The following is a 20,234-nucleotide window of genomic DNA, read 5'->3' as shown; positions in this document are numbered from 1 at the left end:
GTGTAAGAGGCGTTTCCATGGTTAGTGGTTCTCCGCCGCCGGCATGCGATCGGCGAAGGTGATGGCAAAGGCGTTCAGCGCCGGCTTCCACCGTGTGACCCATCGTGTCTGCCCGGTGCCTTTCGGGTCCAGGGATCGCACGACGAGGTACAGGGTCTTCATCGCGGACTGCTCGTTCGGGAAGTGCCCACGGGCCCGCACCGCCCTCCGGAACCGGGCGTTGAGGGACTCGATGGCATTCGTCGAGCAGATCACCCGGCGGATCTCCACGTCGTAGTCCAGGAACGGCACGAACTCGGTCCAGGCATTGCGCCACAGCCGGCTGATCGCCGGGTACCGGGCGCCCCACTTGTCCTCCACCTCCTCCAGGGCGGCCTCGGCTGCCGCGGCGGTCGGGGCGGTGTAGACGGGCTTGAGGTCCTTGGCGAGCTCGTCCCAGTACTTCCTTGAGGCGTAGCGGAAGGTCCCGCGGATCAGGTGGATGATGCAGGTCTGCACCGTGGCCAGTGGGAACACGGCGTTCACGGAGTCGGGCAGGCCCTTGAGTCCGTCGCAGACCACGAAGAACACGTCGCGCACCCCGCGTGACTTCAGGTCGTTGAGGACCGCGTACCAGAACTTCGCCGACTCCCCGTCGCCGTCCCCGGCCCACATGCCCAGGATGTCCTTGTGCCCGCCCAGGTCCACCCCGATCGCGGCGTACACCGGCCGGTTGCGGACCTGCCCGTCCCTGACTTTGACCATGATCGCGTCGATGAACACCGCCGCGTAGACCTGCTCCAGGGGCCTGGCCCACCACGCCTGCATCTCCTCGATGACCCGGTCGGTGATGCGGGTGACGGTGTCCTTGGAGACTTCCGCGCCGTAGACCTCGCCTAGATGGGCGCTGATCTCTCCGGTGGTCAGTCCCTTGGCCGAGAGCGAGAGGACGACCTGGTCCAGGTCCGTCAGCCGCCGCTGGCGCTTCTTGACGATCACCGGCTCGAAACTGGCCTGCCGGTCCCGGGGGACCTCGATCTCCACGGGGCCGGCGTTGTCGGTGATCACCGTCTTGGCCCGCCTCCCGTTGCGCGAGTTGCCGCGGTTGCGCCCCTCGGGCTCGCCGGGTTCGTAGCCGAGGTGTTCGTTCATCTCCTCGTCCAGGGCGGCCTCGACGACCATCTTGGTCAGCTGCTTCAACAGCCCGCCCGGGCCGGTCAACGCCGTCCCGCTGGCGCGGGCGGCACGGACCAGTTCCCGGACCGTGTCCTGCTCGGCCGGGGACAGCTCCGGTGTCTGATCCGGCTGCTCGCCGGGTGGTGGTGGGCTCACGTCCACCAGTGTCTCGATCTTCTCGCTCATGTCGACCCTCCAACCCCGAACGGGGTGATTGGGCCTCTTACACCGTTACTGCGATAGTCCCCCTGAGCCTGCCGGGAACCGGTGGGCGGCGCTGGTGAAGGAGTAGGTCATGGACTGGGAAGAAAAATCGTCCAGTGAGGGCAACGAGGACGTGGAAGAGCAGCCTCCCGTGGAGCTGGTCTACGCGAACGTGGTGGAGTTCGTCACCGAGATGTTGGCGCCGATGTACCGGCGTCAGCTGGACCCAGCCGGTCGCTCGAACACGTTCACCTGGTGCGCCCAGTGGTGGCGGCATGATGAAGCGGTGAGCCGTCTGACAGGGCTGTGGAGGGCGTGGGAAAACCTGCGCCTAGATCCCACTACCGGGCTGGCGGTGTGGTGGCAGAACTACGCCGACCCGACCATGCGGGTCCTCTTTGAGGAGAAGGGTCCTTTCCACGGCTGCACTCCCAGGGAGCACCGCCCCAAGGGAGTTCCACTGACTTTGGAGCCACCTCCAGAGGGCCTGTTCGACTGAACCTCACAGCGAGAGGGGCGCAACCCGTCACGGGTTGCGCCCCTCTCGCTGTTGCCCTCATGGCATCAGCCCAGTTCCAAGCCTCTTTCTCGTCCTGCTGGGCGCCCGGTGTTCTTGCGGGCCTTGGGGCCACGCTTGGTGGAGCGCACAGCCTCGATGGGAGGCGTGCCCTGGTCCCGGTCGGCGGCCAGACGTGCCCGTACCCCATCGCGGCCCTCCTCGGTGCCACCAAAGGCCGCCATGAGCTTTTTGGCCAGGTTCGCCCGCCGGTCTCCGGAGTCCCAAAGTTCCTCGGCTTCGGCAGCCGAGTGACGGGTGTCGGCGTCGTTTTGCAGATCCCCCCGGCTGGCCTCTGCGGCGTTGAGGGCGGCCTCAGCGTGGTCACGTTGGGCGTCCACGGCTTCGCGGGCCGCAGTCCCCTGCTCGACTGTCTCAGTGCGCTGTTGCTGCGGGACGCGCTCTTCCAGGTAGTCCTCCACGGCCAGCCCGTAGCGGTCCTTCACCTCCGACTCGATCCGTCCTCGCGCGGTGCGGGCGACCTCGTCGTGCTGCTCCCACTGCCGGGCCAGCCCGTAGCGGGCAGCGATGTCTTCCGGCTTGGCGGACTCCCAGAAACGGTCCTGCTCCACCGGGGCGAGCTCGGTGCGCATCACTGCTCGTTCGGCTTCGAACCGGTCTTCCAGCTCCCGTCGCCGCTGCTGCTGCTCCATCAGGCGTTGACGCACTTGCTCGGCGCGCTGACGGGCCATCATCTCACCCCAGCGCCCGGCGACGGCCATCGCTGCCTGAAGGTCACGGCCGATCAAATCGTTCACGCCATCGGGTTGTGTGCTCATCTCTACAGCTCCATTCCGTAGTCCGTGCGGGGGGTGTGATCCACGTAAGGGTGCTCAACCGTGGGCCCCTGGGTCTCCCGCAGCGCACCACGGGCACGGGCGGGTCCGGCGTGGGCGGCACTGCGCTTAGGAGAAAAAGGCTCGACTTCCGGTAGCGGCTCCGCCACCACCGAGAGGTGCTGCCGGAAGGTGTCCACGATCAACTGAGTCTCGCGCAGTTCTTTGTTGGCCTGATGCATGTCCTGGAACGCCCGGGTCATCCGCAGCATCTGGTTCATGATCAATGCCTGGGCCATCGGGGAGGGCGCTTTCGTGACCGCCAGCAGGAACGCCGTGGTGCCACTGGTACGCAGTGGGGCTTCCAACGGGGTGGTGATCTTCAGCCCCGACCGGTGCGCCGAGCGTGCCAGCGTCCTCGCAGTGCGCCCCAAGGGTCCTTGCCCGTCCTCGGTCGCGTGCGACCACGCCGCGAACACCCCGGAGGCTTCCCGGGCCGCGTGCGCCCAGGACTGGTGATCGTCCGGTGCGAGCTTGACCAGGCGCCGGCGAACCTCTTTCAGTTCATCCGCCAACCGTCGGGCGGTCACCTCGTCCAGGGCCGCACCGGGGGCGTCGGGGTGAACGATGCGGCGGTGCCGCTTGGCCGCCATCCACTCCTCCGACGCCTCTTGGGCGGACTCGGGGGTGTCGGGCCAGCGGGTTCGCAGGGACGGGAGCGTGAGGTCCTGGGCGAGCTTGCCGCCCCCGAACCACAGCGGCCGCATCCCCTTCGGCGGACGCTCCGCCACGGAGTATCCGGTCACCACCGAGTCGGTGCTGGCGGCGTAGCGCGGGTGCACGAGCATGTTTGCCCGGCGCATCTGCCGCACGAACTGCGCCTCGGTGTCAGCAGCCACCGCGCACGCCCGCACGGTGCGCTCCAGCGCGAACCGGGCCGGCTCCCGGGTGCTGTCCCGTCGCACCTCGCCTTGCTGCAGCCAGCGTTCGGAGTGGTTGCCGAGCTGGATGAGATTGAAGTCCTTTTCGATCCCACGCGCAGCTTTCTGCGCCCGGGAGAAGTCGTTACCCCAGTTCCACTTGGTGCCGTCCCCACGAATGGTGGAGGCCACGATGTGGATGTGGTCGTTGCCCTTGGTGGAGCGCCCATGATGCACCGCTACCCACTGGCACGGGGCCTTAGCCCCGGCGTCGGTGAAGTCCATCTCGTCCATGAACCGCTGGGCAATGTCCGACCATTCCTGATCAGTGACCTCCCGGTCCTGGTACGGGATCGACAACGAGCAGTGCCAAATGTGCTTGGCGTCAGCGTCCACCCCAAAGGACCGCCGGTTCAGGTCGACCTCGCGGGCAATGGACACCGCGGCTTCCTCGTTGAGCTGCACATCGTCGTACCACGCCATGATGAGCGGGGAGCCGTTAATCAGGTGCGGATCGGTGTGCTCGTTGGCCCGGCCCGGACCCACGAGGTACTTCATCAACCCGACCGGCTTGTCCCCCTTGGTGATGTTCGGAATCACGGGATCAACTCTTCGATCTTGGCCAACACGTCCGCCCCAAAACGGCGAGCTTCCTGCAAGGTCTCCACCGTCTCGGGCAGCACCTCCCCGGTGCTGTTGGCGTGCCGGGCGATCTGGTTCACGTTGTTCGCGATCGTGGCCATCAGGTGCCGCATCTGGATCAGCTCGGCCAGCTGATTCCGCCGCAACTGCACCGCCACCGGATCCGCCGAGCCGAACACCGCCTCGACCATCAGCGCCGAGGGCGAGAGCCCGGTCTGCTGCTCCAGCACCATCAACTGAGCACGCTCCGACTCCGACATGGACACCCGGACGTACTGGGTCTTGCCCTCAATCCGCTTGCGCCTCGACGTCCACACCCGACGCGAATTCTCCTGCTCCACCACAGCACCTCCTCTCGTCTCGGCCCAGCGCAGCGCCCCCACTCTGGTGGGCCCCACACGACCAGTGTGCCACCGCAAAGGCCGCGAGGCCAGCAGCGGTGCCCTTTTATGGCACATAAAAGATAGCTTTGCTCCGCCGGGGCAGCACGGGTGTGAAGCGGTAGCGGAGCGCCCGTGGACTCTGGAACGCACAGTGTGCGTCCGTTAAGGTGAAGGCATGGCGAAGCTCACTGACCCCCAGCAGGCAGAAGAAGCCGCGCAGCGGCTGCTCAACGACCGGATGGACTACGTCCGCCGTGCCATCACCGCCCGCGGCGCCCTCGACGACGCCCGCGAGGCCCTCAAAGAAGCCGAGAAGAACGACGCCCAGGCGTTCCAGGCCGCCGTCAACAACGGCGGCTGGAGCGCCGATGAACTCCGCAAGATCGGACTCACGGCCCCCGACAAGATTCAGCGTGTACAACGCCGTCGCAGGGCGACGAAGCAGACGGCTGACTCCTCTCCTTCTAACCAAGCGAGCGGAGACGTTAATGTGCCTGAAGGCGACTCATGAGCACTTGGGAAGAGGCTCAGCAACTCGGCATAGAGCGGATGTACTTCATCGAGCTCCATCGGCAAGCACGCACGTGCCTAACCGCATGCGACCGCACCTTAGAACTAGGCGAGCATCTACGCGCCGGCCTCAGGCCCAACCATCCTGAACTTCGTGAGCTACAGGAACGTGTCGACCAGGCCATCTCTGCCGCGGCGAGTATTCGCAACCTTCTGTTCGGCAGCAACGCTAGGAGGAAGAAGCCCGAGGACCTATACGAGCTTGGCAATGCGCGCATCGAATGGCTGAAGGGGTTCGTTGGGGAGCATGAGTTCCCAACGATTGAGAGTGTCGATGCGCGGAACTCGCTCGAGCATTTCGACGAACGTATCGACCGCATGGTGTACGACTCGTTGAGCCGCCCAGCAGATGAACGCTTGCCGGCCGTCTTCGACTCCGTGGTGAAATCCAGAGGAGCATGGGGACCGGACAAGCGTCCATACGTCGAAGTTCGCTGTTACATCGCGGACGAGGCCAACTTCGTCATCTGGGACGACGTGGTTCATATACCCGATCTACGCGGTGAGGCCCAGCGGATTGTGCGAGCGACCAAGAACCACATCCCATCTTTGACTCAACAGTGGGACACCACTGGGGCTCCACCTCAGACTCTCGTGATTCTCTGACGGATTGCTTCGCCACAGGACCTACCATGTCTGCCGCGACCGGGCGCTGGCCCCGTGCCCACATGGGCACGGCAAAAGCTCTATCGCTCCGCGGCTTTTCCCGCACCCATGTGGACACGGGGGCCCCAGCCGACCACCCGCCCACAACCGGCAGGTCACCTCACGCACGAGCGTTCCACTTCCATAACCGCCGGCTGTGGACGGCTTCCCGAACCTGTGGTCACCTCATAGAAACGGTGCCCGCTCCCCCCATCGGGGAGCGGGCACCGTTCGTCGTTCGGGACTGTGATGGTCCTCCATGTTCACCAAAGATGGTCAGGCCCGCCTGAGCGCGCCAATCGATGCGGGCTGTACACCCATAACACGACGCTGCGGGGCGCCGGATGAGTGTTAGATGGGGCGTCGTCGCTCCTGTCAGCCATTACCCTCAGCCGCCGCCGCGGCAGCGACCTTCGTGGCGACTTCCTCCATCGAAAGGTCGTCGCCGGTGGTCAAACCAGACCGCGCAGCAAGCAGAGGACTCACGTCCCGGAGCGCGTCAAAGGTCGTTCCGTGGGCGACGGGGATCACCCGGTCGGTTGCGAGCAAAACGGAGAGTTCCTTGTCGGCGACCCCTTGAGCTTCCAAGGCCTTGAGCAACGCCGGCGTCACGAGCACGATGCCAATCCGGGAGGTCGCCAAGCCACGGTCAATCTCGCGCAAGAGCGACTTTCCGAGGCTAACCTCGTTCTCGCTGAACCAAACCGACGCACCGAAGGAGATCAGCAGGTCGCACAACTCTCTCGCTGCGCCGTTCCGGTCGTCCCAAGCGTGGCAGAGGAAGAGATCGCGACGCTCGGGGTGGCTTCGCGCCTGCGCCTCGGCGTTTCGGGCGAGGGGCTCAATCGTGCGCCACTCGGTGGAGTTGTACGACACATACCCCCCTCCGCGCAGGCGACGCGACCTGCCGCCACCCGACGCCCCACCCCTGGCCGACCCGGCGCCGTACGAACCTCCCCCGCCAGTCGAGTACCGCGGGGGCGGACTGTAGGAGGGGTAGGACCGGTACGAGGACCGGCCGCCGCACGCAGGGCAGTTGGCGGCAGCACTCGAGGTGCGGTGACCTTGTACAGGAGCTGTGCATTGGGGCATGTTCCGAGGTTATGTGAGCCCGCCGACAGTCTTCGGACCGACGCGTGCTTAAGCAACGACGCGCTCGAGCAGGTCAAGCCCCCGGGAGTGGTGTAGCGATCCTTCGTGCGGGGATCAGGCGGTGAGGGCGGTCAGGGGGTCGGGGCTCACCTCGCTTCCGGTGTCGGCGACGGTGGTGAGCCGGCAGCGGGTGAGGACCTCCAGGCCGAGGTAGCGGCGGCCCTCGGCCCATTCGTCGGTCTGCTCGGCCAGCACCGCGCCGACGAGGCGGACGATGGCTGCGCGGTTGGGGAAGATCCCGACCGCGTCGGTGCGGCGCCGGATCTCCTTGTTCAACCTCTCGGCAGGGTTGTTGGACCAGATCTGCGCCCAGACGTCCTTGGGGAAGCTCGTGAAGGCGAGGATGTCCTCCCGGGCATTGGCCAGGTGCTCGGCCACCGCCGGGAGCTTCTCGGTGACGTAGTCGATGAGGCGGTCGAACTGGGCGTTCACGGCGGTGGCGTCGGGCTGGTCGTAGACGCTGTGCAGCATGGCTTTGACGGCCGGCCACATGCTCTTCGGGCAGATCGACATGAGATTGGCCGCGTAGTGGGTGCGGCACCGTTGCCAGGCGGCACCGGGCAGGTTCGCGGCGATCGCGTCCTTGAGCCCGGCATGGGCATCAGAGGTGACCAGCCGGACCCCGCCCAGTCCCCGGGCGACGAGGTCGGCGAAGAACTCGTTCCAGGCCGCCCCGGTCTCGGCCGTGGCCACCCGCATCCCGAGGACCTCCCGGTGGCCGTCGCCGTTGACCCCGGTGGCCAGCAGCACGACCGCGTTGACCACCCGCCCGCCCTCGCGGACCTTCATGGTCAGTGCGTCGGCGGCCACGAAGGTGAACGGCCCGGCCTCGCCCAGGGGCCGGTGGCGGAAGGACTCCACGTGCTCGTCGAGGTCGGTGGCCATTCGGGAGACCTGGGACTTCGACAGGGAGTTGATGCCCAGGGTCTTCACCAGCTTGTCCATCCGGCGGGTCGAGACCCCGGCGAGGTAGCAGTCGGCGACCACGGTGATCAGGGCGGATTCGGCCCGCTTGCGGCGCTCGAGCAGCCATTCCGGGAAGTAGGTGCCAGCGCGCAGCTTCGGGACGGCCACGTCGATCGTACCCATCCGGGTGTCGAGGTCGCGGTGCCGGTACCCGTTGCGCTGGGTCACCCGCTCGGGAGCGGGTCTGCCCCACTCGGCGCCGACCACCGCGTCCGCGTCGGCGGAGAGCAGCGCGTTGATCACTGTCTGCAGCAGGGTCCGCATCAAGTCCGGGGAGGCTTCGGTCAGGGCTTCGCCGAGCAGGCCGGCAGGGTCGACAATATGAGGAGCGGTCATCGTGATGATGTCCTTTCGAGGGTGCTGTGAGAGGTGAACTCGAAAGATCTCACGGTGGCCGCGCTCTCGTCCGGGACGACGAGCAGGGCCACCGCGCTACACCACTATCGGGGGCTCAACTCTCGAGCATCGGGAGTAGACGTGCGAAGGCGAGAGAATTGGTCTCGATACGTCGTAGGGCTACGAACTTCCTCGGCCTACAAGGCAGCCTCTGCCGCGGGACGGTCCGCCGCTAACCGGCCATATGTAAAGCGGATCGCATCGAGCTATTTCTGCGCTCTCTAATGCACATGCCAACCGGCACCTGCCCGACCACCTGGAGGCGAAGGCCTGGGGCGACGTCAGCTCCCAAGAACCCGGAGCACTCCTAATGCAACGTCCGTGTCGTGCTCAGCGGAAGGCCGCGTGCCCGGTCAGGTGCTGGCCCAGGATCAGCGTGTGCACCTCGTCGGTGCCCTCGTAGGTGCGCACGGACTCCAGGTTGTTGGCGTGCCGCAGCGGGGAGTGGTCGAGGGTGACCCCGTTGCCGCCCAGCATCGTCCGGGCCTCCCGGCACACCTCGATCGCCACCCGGCAGTTGTTGAGCTTGCCCGCGGAGATCATGTGGTTCTCCAGCCGGTCCTCGTCCTTGAGCCGCCCGATGCGGAGGGCCAGCAGCTGTCCCTTCTGGATCTCCAGGGCCATGTTCACCAGCTTCTGCTGGGACAGCTGGTAGGCCGCCAGGGGCTTGTCGAACTGGATGCGCTGCTGCGCGTAGGCGAGGGCGGCCTCGAAGCTGTCGCGCGCGGCGCCCAGGGCGCCCCACACGATGCCGTAGCGGGCCTCGTTGAGACAGGAGAACGGGCCCCGCAGCCCGGGGTTCTCCGGCAGGAGCGCGTCGGCCGGGAGCCGCACGTCCTCGAGGGTGATGTCGCACTGGACGGAGGCGCGCATCGACAGCTTCGGCTCGATGGGGACGGCCGTGAACCCGGGGGTGCCGGTGGGCACCAGGAAGCCCCGGACCCGCGCCTTTCCGCTCTCGTCCACGGCCTTGGCCCAGATCACGGCCACGTGGGCGATGGAGGCCAGGCCGATCCAGCGCTTGGCGCCGTTGAGCACCCACTCGTCGCCCTCGCGCACCGCGGTGGTCGCCATCGTGGAGGGGTCGGAGCCGGCGGTGGGCTCGGTGAGCCCGAAGCAGCCGATGATCTCGCCGGCGGCCATGCCCGGCAGCCAGCGCTGCTTCTGCTCCTCGGAGCCGTGCTTGGCGATCGCGGACATCGCGAGCGAGCCCTGCACGGAGACGAACGTGCGCAGCCCGGAGTCCCCGGCCTCGAGCTCCTGCATCGCGATGCCGTACTGCACCGCGGACTTCCCCGCGCACCCGTAGCCCTGGATGTGCATGCCCAGCAGGCCCAGCTGCGCCATCTCGGGCACGATCTCCTGCGGGAAGACGGCGTCGGCGTACCACCCGGCGATGTTCGGGCGGATCCGGCGGTCCACGAACTCGCGGACGCCGTCGCGGGTCTCGAGCTCCTCGGGGCCGAGGTCCGCGTCGACGTTGAGCAGATCGGTCGCGGCGGCGGTCATGGGTCCTCCTGGGGTGCGGGTGTGCGGCGGGTGCCTCTGTCGAGGATGGCGCAGGTGTGACCGGAGCAACACCCACGTCCCGATATTTCCATATTGGGTATTACTGAACTGCATATTAGGTATTTGAGGTTTCACAGTGGGTCGTGGGAATGTGATCTGCACGACATCCATCCACCCCTCGGAGGACTTCTGTGACCCGATCGTCCCCCCGCGCCGTCGACGTCCCGCCCCGGGTGCGCATCGAGCGCACCGGTGCCGTGGCCGTGGTGACGCTCGACGACGAACGACGCCGCAACGTGCTCGGCGCCGAGCTGCGCACCCGGCTGCGCGCCGTCCTGGCGGAGCTCGCGGTGGACCCCGCGGTGGGCGCCGTGGTGCTCACCGGTGCGGGGGGCTGCTTCAGCGGCGGCGGTGACCTCGCCTCCATGCCGCCCGCCGGTCCCGCCGAGTCCGCCGCCCGGATGGCCGAGGTGGCCGGGCTCGTGCTGGAGCTCGCGTCGCTGGAGAAGCCGGTCGTGGCCGCGGTGACCGGGCCCGCCGCCGGGGTGGCAGTCGGCTTGGTGTGCTGCTGCGACGTGGTGGTGGCCGGTGAGAGCGCCCGGTTCCTGTTCCCGTTCACCCGCCTGGGCCTGGCCCCGGACGGGGGACTGGTGCATTCGCTGACCCAGCGGACGGGCGCGGCCCGCGCCCGGCGGATCCTGCTGGAGGCCGCCCCGGTGGACGCCGCCACCGCCCTGGAGACGGGGCTGGCCGACCACGTGGTGCCGGACCGGGAGGTGCTTGACGCCGCGGTAGCCCGCGCCGGGGAGCTCGCCGGGCGGGCCCCGCTCGCCGTCGCCGCCGTGAAGCGGGGGATCCGCGAGGCCTCCGGCTCCCTCGAGGACGCTCTGGCTTTCGAGCGGGAGCACCAGCCCGCGCTCTTCGGCACGTCCGATTTCCTGGAGGGCAAGCAGTCTTTTTTTGACAGGCGAGTCCCTTCCTTCTCCGGGTGCTGAGCACCTCCACCGCACGTCGAAAGGTCATCATGAGGACAACGAAGTCACGGTTCGCCGCCCTGGGCGCCGTCGCCCTGCTGGGAGTGACCGGCTGCGCGAGCGTCGAGGGGAGCGAGCCGGTGGGCGCCAACGGCTTGCCGCAGCAGCTGGTGTGGTCCACCTACAACGTGGGCACCGGCACGTACAACGATCTCGCCGCGATCGCGAACACGCTCACCAACGAGGAGGGCGTGCAGGTGCGCCTGATGACCGCCGACACCGGCATCGGTCGACTGGCACCGCTCGTGAACGGCACTGTGGACTATGCCCGGGCCGGGGACGAGTACTACTACGCCTTCGAGGGCGACTACGAGTACGCCAGCGAGGAGTGGGGGCCCCAGGACATTCGCATGGTGTGGGCCCCGCTGGGCAACTACGGCCTGCTGGTGCGCGAGGACAGCGGCATCGACTCCTTCGCGGACCTCGAGGGCAAGCGGTTCCCGGAGCTGACCGCCAACACCTCGATCAACAACAAGATGGAGGGCTTCCTCAACTACGGCGGCCTGACCGGGGACGATGTGCAGAAGGTCCCCATCTCCTATGGCGAGCAGATCGCCGGTCTCGAGGCGGGTCAGATCGACGCTCTCTACCACAACGTTGCCGGGTCCAACATCGACGAGCTTGCCTCGAAGATTGATGTGAAGTGGTTGAGCTTCGACGACCCGGATCCTGCTCGCTACGAGACCTGGGAGGAACTCATGCCGATGGTCACGGTGGGTGAAATCACGAATGGCGCCGGGATGGAGAAGGGCGAGAGCGCCCGCGTCCTCGAGTACACCATTCCCATCACTACGACGGCCTCCCGCGACGCCGATGAGGTCTACCACCTTGTAAAGGCAATCGTGGAGAACTACGAGCACTACGAGGGCACCACCCCGGACACGAAACAGTTTTCCTTCGACGCCGTGCTGAAGGAACCGTTGGTGGTCCCGTTCCACGAGGGCACCGTCCGCTACTTCGAGGAGCGTGGCGTGTGGACCGAGGAGCTCGAGCGGAAGAACCAGGAGCTCATCGAGCGTGGCGAGCGGATGCGGGAGGGATGGCCCGGCGTCGTCGAGTCCTCCTCGGCGGAGACGCTCGCGCAGAACTGGGCGGACTGGAAGAAGACCGAGCTGGAGGACGAGGGAACCGACGATGAGAACTGACACCCGGGTGACGGCCCCGTGGCGAGCCGCCGTGATCGTGCTGACCGTGCTGGGCGTGCTGCTGGCCATGAACCAGGTCTTCTTCTGGAACGTGGGCGGATTGTCCCTGCTCACCAACTCCTACCTCTACTTGATCCTGGCGGCCTTCCTGCCGGTCGTGTTCATTGTCAACCCCCTGCGTAAGATCCCGCTCGCCCAACAGGTGGAGGCCCAGCAGGATGACCGGGCCGGCAGCACCGCCGCTGGTCCGGGTCGGGAGCGCCGGGTCCAGTGGTTCGACGTCCTGCTCATGGTCGTCTCCGCAGCGGTGTGCGTGTACTTCGCGGTCAACGGCACCCGGATCAAAAACTACGGCTGGGAGTTCATGGCGCCCACCAGCGCCACGATCGCCGCGTTCGTGCTGTGGCTCGTGGTCCTCGAGGCCCTGCGCCGCACCGGCGGGCTGACGGTGACGATCATCGCGTTGCTGTTCTCCCTGTACCCGCTAGTCGCCGAGAACCTGCCGATCGGTGTCCTGCAGGGCGTCACATACGACCTCCCGACTCTGGCGCAGGTGCACATCATGGGCGCCGAGGGCGTGCTGGGCCTGCCCATCCAGACCGCGGCCACCATCCTCATCGGCTTCCTGGTCTTCGGGGTGGCCCTCCAGCACACCGGCGGCGCGGACTTCTTCCACAGCCTCTCCATGTCGATCTTCGGCCGCTACCGCGGCGGCGCGGCAAAGGTCTCCGTGGCCAGCAGCGCCGCGATGGGCATGATGAGCGGCAGCGCGGTCTCCAACGTGCTGACCACCGGGCCCATGACCATTCCAGCCATGAAGCGCTCCGGGTTCAGCCCCACCTACGCGGGCGGCATCGAGGCCACGGCCTCCTCCGGAGGGTCCATCACCCCGCCGATCATGGGCACCGCGGCGTTCCTCATGGTCTCCTTCGTGGGAGTGCCCTACACGGAGATCCTGGTGGCCGCGACCATCCCCGCGGTTCTCTACTTCCTCGGCATCTACCTGCAGGTGGATGGCTACGCCGCTCGCAAGGGACTGAAGGGAGTACCCGTCGCCCAGCTGCCCCGGATGCTCGCCACCCTGGTGCAGGGCTGGCCCTATGTCCTGGCTCTGGCGCTGCTCACCGGTCTGCTGTTCCTCACGAACTCCGAGACGCAGGTGCCCTATTGGGTGATCCTCGTGCTGCTGATCGTGGCCGTCCTGCGCCCAGGCCAGAAATTCGGCCTGCGAGAGTTCACCGACTTCCTCGTGGACTCCGGCCGGACACTGAGCAACATCATCGGAATCATCGCCGGCGTGGGCCTGATCGTCGGCGGCCTGACCGCCACCGGCGTGAGCCTGTCCCTGGCCCGCGAGCTGGTCTCGCTGGTCGGCGACAACGTGGTCCTCATCCTCATCGCCGGCGCCGTCACCTGCTTCATCCTCGGCATGGGCATGACCATCTCCGCCGCCTACGTGTTCCTGGCGATTGTCATGGTCCCGGCGGTCATCGACCTGGGGGTCAACCCGCTCGCGGCGCACCTGTTCGTCATCTACTGGGCGTCCGTCTCCTACATCACCCCGCCCGTGGGTCTGGCCGCGTTCGCCGCGGCGGGCCTAGCCAAGGCCCCCGCCATGGCCACCAGCGTGGCGGCCATGAAGCTGGGCGCGGTGAAGTACATCGTGCCGTTCGGCTTCGCTCTCAACCCCGCATTGGTCGCTCAGGACTCGCCCGGGCGGATCCTGCTGGCCTTCGTGCTGAGCATCGTGGGGGTCTATGCCCTGGCGTCGGCCATCGAGGGCTGGACGGTCGGCTTCGACCGCCGGATGCCCGCCATGTCCCGGGCCGCGGCGGCCCTCGGCGGGTTCCTGCTGTTCCTGCCCGCCCCGCTCAGCGCGATCGCCGGCCTGGTCCTTGTGGCCGGGAGCGTGCTGCTCACCTTCCTCACGGTGAAAGCAGGGCCCAAGGGCGACGACGGCACTTCCGCCGATCGGGCCGACGCACCCGTCACCACCACCGTCTGATCGGAAAGGACCAGCCATGAAGGACACCACGGACAGCGCGACGACGGTCACCACCACAGTCCGAGACCGGATCGCCGTCGTCACGGTGAACAGGCCCGAAGTCCGCAACGCCCTGAACTTCGGGGTGCTGGATGGGATCGAAGCAGCCCTCGACGCGTTCGAGCGGCGAGAGGACGTCGACGCCGTCGTGTTCACGGGCGCGGGAGAGAAGGCCTTCGTGGCCGGTGCAGACATCTCCCAGCTGATCGGCTACACGTTGCAGGACGGGCTGCGGGCCCGGATGCAGCGCCTCTACGACCGGATCCAGGACCTCGAGCTGCCCACGATCGCCGCAGTCAACGGCTTCGCGCTGGGCGGAGGCAATGAGCTGGCGATGTCCTGCGACATCCGCATTGCCGCCGCCAACGCCCGCTTCGGCCTGCCCGAGACCAACCTCGGCATCCTCCCCGGAGCCGGCGGCACCCAACGGTTGTCCCGGCTCGTCGGCCTGGGCCGAGCCCAGGAGATGATCCTCACCGGCCGGATCATCGACGCCGAAGAGGCCCTACGCATCGGGCTGGTGACCAGCGTGGTCCCGGCCGAGGAGCTGATGGATACCGCACACGCGACCGCACGAACCATCCTTGCCAAAGGCCCGCTAGCCGTGCGCCTGGCCAAGCTCGTGGTGCGCAACGGAGCCGAGACAGACCAGCGCACCGGGCTGCTGCTCGAGCGGCTGGCCCAGTCGCTGCTCTACGCCGCCGATGAGAAGGCCGAAGGTGCCAGTGCTTTCCTCGAGAAACGACCCGCCCGCTTCCGCGACGACGGCTGATCCCCAGACATCCGGAACACGAACATGACCGAGACATCCCCCAAACCGAGGCTTCGCAGCCTTGCGAAGGAGCGAACATGAATCCCCAGCCGAGCATCGACGCCGTCCGGACCGTCCTCGTCGTGGGATCTGGGGCCATGGGCACCCAGATCGGGGCGGTCTTCGCCCTGGCCGGCTATCCCGTCACCATCAGCGACCTCGACCCCGCCGCCCTCGACCGGTCCCGCGACGAGGTGCACCGCCGCCTCGGCCGGCTCGCCGAGAAGGGCGCCCGCAGCCGGGAGGAGGTCGACGCCGCCCTGGCCCGGATGGCGTACACCACCGACTCGCTGGAGGCCGCCCGCACCGCCGACTTCGTGCTCGAGGCCGCCGTGGAGCGGCTGGACATCAAGCGGCAGCTGTTCGCCGACCTGGACGAGGCCGCCCCCGAGCACGCGATCCTGGCGACCAACTCCTCCACCATCCCCTCCTCCCTGCTGACGGACGCCACCGGGCGCGGGGACCGCGTGTGCAACATGCACTTCTTCAACCCGGCGCTGGTCATGGCCTGCGTCGAGGTGGTGCGCAACCCGCAGACCTCGGACGCGACCGTGGAGACCACCCTCGAGCTGGCCCGCCGGCTCGGCAAGCAGCCGGTGCGGCTGAACCGGGAGGTGCCCGGCTTCGTGGCCAACCGCCTCCTCGGGGCCCTGCGGGACGAGGCGCTGCGCCTGGAGGCCGACGGCGTGGCCAGCTTCCAGGACATCGACGTGGCCGCCCGAACGGCCCTGGGCCACCCGATGGGCCCCTTCGAGCTCATGGACCTGGTGGGCATCGACGTGTCCTACCTGATCCGGCTGTCCGAGCACGAGCAGAGCGGGGACCCCGCGGACCTGCCGCACCCCTCCGTGCAGAAGCTCTACGAGCAGGGCCGCTACGGCCGCAAGACCGGCCGCGGCTGGTACGAGTACGCCGGCTGAGCGCCACCCGCGCGCCGCACCCACCGAACCACGAGGAGAGACGACATGAGCCAGTTCGAGGACCTGCGCGTCCTGCAGGAGATCTTCGGCCGCCCCGGCACCGGCCCGCTCGCCGGGGTGGTGGTCGCGGACCTCAGCCGCGTGCTCGCCGGGCCCTACTGCACCATGCTCCTGGCGGACATGGGCGCCACCGTGATCAAGGTGGAGTCCACCGCCGGGGACGACGCCCGCGCGTGGGTTCCGCCCCACCGGGACGGCGAGAGCACCTTCTTCCTCTCGGTCAACCGGAACAAGCACTCGATCGCCCTGGACTTCGCCGACCCCGAGCAGCTGGAGGTCGTGGAGCAGATCATCGCCCGGGCGGACATCCTCGTGGAGAACTTCAAGCCCGGCGGACTGGCCCGCTACGGCCTCGACTACGAGAGCGTCAGCGCGTGGCGCCCGGACCTCGTCTACGCCTCGATCACCGGCTTCGGCACCGCCGGCGGCGCCGACCTGCCCGGCTACGACCTGCTGGCCCAAGCCCTCTCCGGGATGATGAGCCTCACCGGCAGCCAGGACGGCGAGCCGTACCGGGCCGGGGTGGCCCTCTTCGACGTCATCACGGGCCTGCACGCGGCCACCGGCATCCTCGGCGCCTTCCACGAGCGCCAGGCCTCCGGGGCGGGCCAGCACGTGGAGCTGAACCTGCTCACCTCGGCCCTGTCCGGGCTGGTCAACCAGTCCGCCGCCTACGTGGCCGGCGGCAGCGTGCCCACCCGGATGGGCAACGAGCACCCCAGCCTCTACCCCTACGAGCCGTTCCCCGCCCGGGACAAGGACATCGTCATCGCCGTGGGCAACAACGGGCAGTTCGCCCGGCTCTGCCGGTGCCTCGGGGCCCCGGAGCTGGCCGAGGACGAGCGGTTCCGCACGGTGTCCGCGCGCAACGCGAACCGGGTGGAGCTGCGCCGGCTGATGATCGAGCGGCTCGCCGCCCGGGACGCCGAGGACTGGTTCGAGCGGCTCAAGGCCGTGCAGGTGCCCTGCGCCCCGATCCTCGGGGTGGACGAGGGCGTCCGGTTCGCCGAGGGGCTCGGCCTGGACCCGGTGGTCCTCGCCGGGTCGGGGGACCGCGAGATCCCCACGGTCCGCCACCCGGTGGAGTTCAGCCGCACCCCGGTCGACTACACGCAGGCCCCGCCGCGGCTCGACGGCGACCGGGACACGATCTTGACCTGGTTGCGCAACGCCCAGCCCGCCGCCCGGCAGGCGTCATGAGTTCAGTGTTCACCACGGTCCTACCCGTCCGGTGGTCTGACCAGGACATCAACCGCCACGTCAACAACGCCCGAGTCGTCACGCTGATCGAGGAGGCGCGGCTGGCTGCGATCGCCCATTGGATGGGCGCGGACGGCATTCCTGACCCAATTAGACCGCGCGTGGTGGTGTCACTCAACCTGGACTATCTGCGGCCCATTGACCATGGGCCCGAGCTCACGGCCCGCGTCTGGGTGTCCCGGTTGGGTCGGTCGTCTTACACAGTGGCCTACGAGCTTCTGCAGTACGGTCAGGTGGCGGCGCGAGCCCGGACGGTGCTCGTGCAGATGGACCCGGCCACGGGCCGGTCTGTCCCCTTACCAGACACCGTGCGGGCGGCGCTGGAGGACATCGTCGTTACGGACGAAATCGTTGCCTCGGAGCCGGCAGCTGTCAGGGACAACCGTGCATGAGTGCCGCATCGCTGGGGCGCTCCGGCAACAGTGGAGGGCGGATCGCATATCCGGCGCTGCTCGGGACGACCGCGCTGGGTACCCTGTCGGCGAACGTGATCAATGCGCCGCTGTATGTGATCCAGACGGAACTGGGCATGACATCCCAGCAGTCGGTTATGGCCGTGAGCGCCTTCACGATCGCCATGGCTACGGTTGTGCCGTTAGCCGGGTGGTCAGGCGACCGCTTCGGGACCAAGATTTTCCTCGTTTCAGCCCTCGGGATTATGGTGTTGGCCGAAATAGCGGCGGCTCTGGCTCCCGGGATGGAGACGCTGATCGCCGCCCGTGCAGTTCAGGGCGCCGCATGCAGCGCGATTCCTCCGTGTGTGCAGGCCGCCCTGATGAGTCTGTGGCCGGAACGGACCGCGCAGACCATGGGCGCCTGGGCCTCGGCCATCGGCTTGGGCCAGGCAGTCGGTCCGCCCTTCGGCGGGGTTGTCACCGAGGTCCTCGGCTGGCGGTATGTCTTCATCACGCACGCGACACTGGTGCTCGTCATGATGGTGTTGCTCGCGGTCTCCATGCCGACCGTGGCCCGGCGGCGCCCGCCCACGCACGCTTCTGCGATGTTCTGGCTCGTCGCCGGGGGCGGATCGACAGCGACCGCCATACTGCTGGCCGGACAGGGTGGGCCCTGGGTGGGCGTGACATTGCTGACGATTTGCGCGATTGGCAGCTGGACCATGTTCGGTCATCTCTGCCGACGGCGCGCGAGATTCGCCGCCGAGCACGCTGGAACGCCGGGCCCATTGCTGGATCCCGCTCTTCTGCGCGACCCGGGATACCTGACTGCCGCGGCCGGTGCCGGGCTGGCTATGGGTTCGATGGCGGTCTCCATCGTGGCCGTGCCGTTGTTCCTGGCCTCGAAACTGGATCTAGGGCCGGCACAGATCGGAGTTGTGGTCTTCACCCTGGCGCTGGCCATGATCGTGGCAGGACCTGTAGCCGGGCGATTAGGCCGCCAGCGTGGCACCAGTACACAACTGAGCAGCGGCGTCCTGATACTCGTAGTCGCCGCCCCGGTGATCACACTGGCCTTGGTCTCGTCCGATCTCGGCGTGGCTCGCTGGGTGATCGTGTCCCTGGTGATCTTAGGGCTCCTGCTCGCCGGGACCGGCATCGCCTTCACCCAGAGCGCGGCGGCCACGGAGCTCGTCCTCTCCCCAGCCGGGCGCGCGGGAACCGCGATTGGCATCCATAACATGCTCCGCTTCCTCGCCATGGCACTCGGCTACTCCGGGGTCTCCCTGGCATACGCGACCAACGCATCCTTGCTGATTTTCCCCGCAGTTTCGCTGACAGGTCTGGCCATGTTCACCGCATTGAGGGCCAACCGGGGCAAGCCCCGACATCCCTAACCATTGTCTCCACCGCGGGTCCTGCGACCCGCCGACGAAAGGACTAACCATGACCACCACCTCCAGCGCTCCCTCGACCGCGTCCCCGGAGGCCGTTCCCGCCGGCGCCGCGACCTCCGACTACTTCCGGCTCGACGACGACCTCAGCCCCGAGGAGATCGCCGTGCGCGACCGCGTGCGCGCCTTCGCCGAGCAGCAGGTGCTGCCCCTGATCAACGACTACTGGGAGCGCGCCGAGTTCCCCTGGGAGCTGCTGCCCGGCCTGGCCGAGCTGGGCATCATCGGCACCACCATCCAGGGCCACGGCTGCCCGGGGATGAGCCGGAAGGCCGCCGGGATGGTCGCCCGCGAGATGGCGCGGGTGGACGGCAGCATCAACACGTTCCTGGGCGTGCACGGCAACCTGTGCATGGGCGCGCTGAACATGCTCGGGTCCGAGGAGCAGAAGGACCGCTGGCTGCCGGCCATGGCCCGGCTGGAGAAGACCGGGGCGTTCGCCCTCACCGAGCCCGAGCACGGCTCCGACTCGGTGGCCCTGGAGACCACCGCCCGCCGGGACGGGGACTGCTGGGTGATCGACGGGCACAAGCGCTGGATCGGCAACGGGCACGCGGCCGACGTCGTCGTGCTGTTCGCGCGCAACACCGAGGACGGGAAGGTCAACGCCTTCGTCGTCGAGAAGACCGACGCCGGCGAGCACCCGGCCGGCTACCGGCCCGAGGTCATCACCGGCAAGGTCGGCAAGCGGGCGATCCAGCAGGCCGACATCGTGCTGGAGGGCCTGCGGGTGCCCGCGGCCAACCGGCTGGAGCACTGCCGGTCCTTCAAGGACGTCTCCCGCGTGCTGCAGGCCACCCGGGGCGGGGCCGCGTGGGAGGCCGTGGGCCACGCGATGGCCGCGTTCGAGATCGCCGCCGACTACGCCTCCCGCCGGAAGCAGTTCGGCCACGCGATCGGCAGCTACCAGCTCGTGCAGTCCCGGCTGGCGAACATGCTCAGCGAGCTCACCGCCATGCAGCTGCTGTGCGACCGGATGGCCGAGCTCGCCGACCGGGGGCAGCTGTCCAACGCGCAGGCCTCGATGGTGAAGATGGCCACCGCGCAGAAGGGGAAGTGGATCTGCAACGAGGCCCGCGACCTCCTGGCAGGCAACGGGCTGCTGCTGGAGAACCACATCATCCGGCACATGACGGACATGGAGGTCGTCTCCACCTACGAGGGCACCGACTTCATCCAGGCCCTGCTCGTGGGCCGGGACATCACCGGGATCTCGGCCTTCAACTGAGCATCTACA

19 protein-coding genes are annotated in these 20,234 nt (G+C 67.9%); 12 read left to right on the top strand and 7 right to left on the bottom strand.

Annotation, left to right across the window (positions count from 1 at the left end; translation table 11 throughout):
- Positions 1-21 precede the first annotated feature (21 nt).
- Positions 22-1,341 carry an IS256 family transposase gene (locus AS188_RS15875; RefSeq protein ID WP_236945160.1) on the bottom strand — a complete coding sequence of 440 codons (1,320 nt, stop codon included), beginning with the start codon at positions 1,339-1,341 and terminating at the stop codon, positions 22-24.
- Positions 1,342-1,450: 109 nt separating this feature from the next.
- Here AS188_RS15875 and AS188_RS15870 point away from each other — a divergent pair, with 109 nt between their 5' ends.
- Positions 1,451-1,858 (top strand): DUF4913 domain-containing protein, encoded by a 408-nt coding sequence (locus tag AS188_RS15870; protein ID WP_058860034.1) that lies wholly within the window; start codon positions 1,451-1,453, stop codon positions 1,856-1,858.
- A 65-nt stretch (positions 1,859-1,923) separates the two neighbouring features.
- Here AS188_RS15870 and AS188_RS15865 read toward each other — a convergent pair whose 3' ends face one another.
- The 3 genes from AS188_RS15865 to mobC are packed head-to-tail and all read right to left on the bottom strand — an operon-like array spanning position 1,924 to position 4,597.
- Positions 1,924-2,694 (bottom strand): hypothetical protein, encoded by a 771-nt coding sequence (locus AS188_RS15865; RefSeq protein ID WP_058860033.1) that lies wholly within the window; start codon positions 2,692-2,694, stop codon positions 1,924-1,926.
- Positions 2,695-2,696: 2 nt separating this feature from the next.
- A complete protein-coding gene (locus AS188_RS15860) occupies positions 2,697-4,211 on the bottom strand; it encodes a relaxase/mobilization nuclease domain-containing protein (RefSeq protein ID WP_058860032.1) in 1,515 nt (504 codons plus the stop codon).
- Positions 4,208-4,597, bottom strand: coding sequence for a plasmid mobilization relaxosome protein MobC (gene mobC / locus AS188_RS15855; RefSeq protein ID WP_058860031.1), 390 nt, complete (start codon positions 4,595-4,597; stop codon positions 4,208-4,210). The genes AS188_RS15860 and mobC overlap by 4 nt, the downstream gene beginning before the upstream one ends.
- A 214-nt stretch (positions 4,598-4,811) precedes the next feature.
- Here mobC and AS188_RS17010 point away from each other — a divergent pair, with 214 nt between their 5' ends.
- Together AS188_RS17010 and AS188_RS15845 are read left to right on the top strand one after the other, a co-directional pair.
- Positions 4,812-5,147 (top strand): hypothetical protein, encoded by a 336-nt coding sequence (locus AS188_RS17010; protein ID WP_147050733.1) that lies wholly within the window; start codon positions 4,812-4,814, stop codon positions 5,145-5,147.
- Complete coding sequence (locus AS188_RS15845; RefSeq protein WP_058860029.1) at positions 5,144-5,812, top strand: hypothetical protein; 669 nt, start codon at positions 5,144-5,146, stop codon at positions 5,810-5,812. The genes AS188_RS17010 and AS188_RS15845 overlap by 4 nt, the downstream gene beginning before the upstream one ends.
- Before the next feature lie 414 nt (positions 5,813-6,226).
- Here the strand turns inward: AS188_RS15845 and AS188_RS15840 are convergent, their stop codons facing one another.
- The 3 genes from AS188_RS15840 to AS188_RS15830 all read right to left on the bottom strand — a co-directional run bounded on the left by AS188_RS15840 (position 6,227) and on the right by AS188_RS15830 (position 9,874).
- Positions 6,227-6,943 carry a toll/interleukin-1 receptor domain-containing protein gene (locus AS188_RS15840; RefSeq protein ID WP_083529623.1) on the bottom strand — a complete coding sequence of 239 codons (717 nt, stop codon included), beginning with the start codon at positions 6,941-6,943 and terminating at the stop codon, positions 6,227-6,229.
- Positions 6,944-7,057: 114 nt separating this feature from the next.
- Positions 7,058-8,305, bottom strand: coding sequence for an IS256 family transposase (locus tag AS188_RS15835; protein ID WP_058857610.1), 1,248 nt, complete (start codon positions 8,303-8,305; stop codon positions 7,058-7,060).
- 390 nt (positions 8,306-8,695) lie between these two features.
- Positions 8,696-9,874: an acyl-CoA dehydrogenase family protein gene (locus AS188_RS15830; RefSeq protein ID WP_058860027.1), complete on the bottom strand. Its 1,179-nt coding sequence runs from the start codon at positions 9,872-9,874 to the stop codon at positions 8,696-8,698.
- Between the two features lie 191 nt (positions 9,875-10,065).
- Here AS188_RS15830 and AS188_RS15825 point away from each other — a divergent pair, with 191 nt between their 5' ends.
- From AS188_RS15825 to AS188_RS15785, 9 genes are all read left to right on the top strand, one after another.
- Positions 10,066-10,869, top strand: coding sequence for an enoyl-CoA hydratase/isomerase family protein (locus tag AS188_RS15825; protein WP_058860026.1), 804 nt, complete (start codon positions 10,066-10,068; stop codon positions 10,867-10,869).
- A 29-nt stretch (positions 10,870-10,898) separates the two neighbouring features.
- Positions 10,899-12,053: a TAXI family TRAP transporter solute-binding subunit gene (locus AS188_RS15820; protein ID WP_083529622.1), complete on the top strand. Its 1,155-nt coding sequence runs from the start codon at positions 10,899-10,901 to the stop codon at positions 12,051-12,053.
- A complete protein-coding gene (locus AS188_RS15815; RefSeq protein ID WP_236945159.1) occupies positions 12,043-14,058 on the top strand; it encodes a TRAP transporter permease in 2,016 nt (671 codons plus the stop codon). Before AS188_RS15820 ends, AS188_RS15815 begins: the two co-directional genes overlap by 11 nt.
- A gap of 16 nt (positions 14,059-14,074) precedes the next feature.
- The gene (locus AS188_RS15810; RefSeq protein WP_058860024.1) at positions 14,075-14,869 is read left to right on the top strand and encodes an enoyl-CoA hydratase/isomerase family protein; all 795 of its coding nucleotides are present in this window, start codon (positions 14,075-14,077) and stop codon (positions 14,867-14,869) included.
- 77 nt (positions 14,870-14,946) lie between these two features.
- Entirely contained in the window at positions 14,947-15,828 is an 882-nt protein-coding gene (locus AS188_RS15805; protein ID WP_058860023.1) for a 3-hydroxyacyl-CoA dehydrogenase family protein, read from the top strand.
- 45 nt (positions 15,829-15,873) lie between these two features.
- Complete coding sequence (locus AS188_RS15800; RefSeq protein ID WP_058860022.1) at positions 15,874-17,088, top strand: CaiB/BaiF CoA transferase family protein; 1,215 nt, start codon at positions 15,874-15,876, stop codon at positions 17,086-17,088.
- Positions 17,085-17,540 (top strand): acyl-CoA thioesterase, encoded by a 456-nt coding sequence (locus AS188_RS15795; protein WP_083529621.1) that lies wholly within the window; start codon positions 17,085-17,087, stop codon positions 17,538-17,540. The genes AS188_RS15800 and AS188_RS15795 overlap by 4 nt, the downstream gene beginning before the upstream one ends.
- Complete coding sequence (locus tag AS188_RS15790) at positions 17,537-18,940, top strand: MFS transporter (protein ID WP_058860021.1); 1,404 nt, start codon at positions 17,537-17,539, stop codon at positions 18,938-18,940. The genes AS188_RS15795 and AS188_RS15790 overlap by 4 nt, the downstream gene beginning before the upstream one ends.
- 49 nt (positions 18,941-18,989) lie before the next feature.
- Positions 18,990-20,225: an acyl-CoA dehydrogenase family protein gene (locus tag AS188_RS15785; RefSeq protein ID WP_058860020.1), complete on the top strand. Its 1,236-nt coding sequence runs from the start codon at positions 18,990-18,992 to the stop codon at positions 20,223-20,225.
- Positions 20,226-20,234 lie beyond the last annotated feature (9 nt).

Source organism: Kocuria flava (assembly GCF_001482365.1).
In the GTDB taxonomy this organism is placed as follows: domain Bacteria; phylum Actinomycetota; class Actinomycetes; order Actinomycetales; family Micrococcaceae; genus Kocuria; species Kocuria flava.
Note: the sequence above shows the minus strand (reverse complement) of the source record. Positions and strands in the feature narration are given on the sequence as shown.